1 protein-coding gene is annotated in these 372 nt (G+C 48.7%); it reads right to left on the bottom strand.

From position 1 onward, the window contains the following. Positions 1-372, bottom strand: a 372-nt coding sequence (ccsA, locus tag CWC11_RS20560; protein ID WP_171038476.1) for a cytochrome c biogenesis protein CcsA, incomplete at both ends; no start/stop codon positions are given.

Here is a 372-nt window from a genome sequence, read left to right as displayed (position 1 = left end):
AGCTACCACCCACAACCACAGCCAAGAATGACAGGATATATAAACCACGGTCTGGATCGGTTGCAAACGCATGCACCGAAACGATGATCCCAGAACGAACGATAAAGGTACCAAGTAAACATAAACTAAACGCGGTGATAGCAAGTAGTACTGTCCAAGACTTAAACACACCACGCTTTTCTGTTACTGCGAGTGAATGCAATAAAGCGGTTGCAACAAGCCAAGGCATCAGTGAAGCGTTCTCAACCGGATCCCAGAACCACCAACCGCCCCAGCCTAGTTCTGAGTACGCCCACCAACTACCAATAGTAATGCCTAGAGTAAGAAAGCCCCATGCGGCCATTGTCCAAGGACGTGACCATTTAGCCCAAG

The sequence above is a fragment of the Pseudoalteromonas sp. S3178 genome (assembly GCF_005886985.1).
GTDB lineage: Bacteria > Pseudomonadota > Gammaproteobacteria > Enterobacterales > Alteromonadaceae > Pseudoalteromonas > Pseudoalteromonas carrageenovora.
The sequence above is the reverse complement of the archived record's forward strand: the minus strand, read 5'-3'. Positions and strand labels throughout refer to the sequence as shown.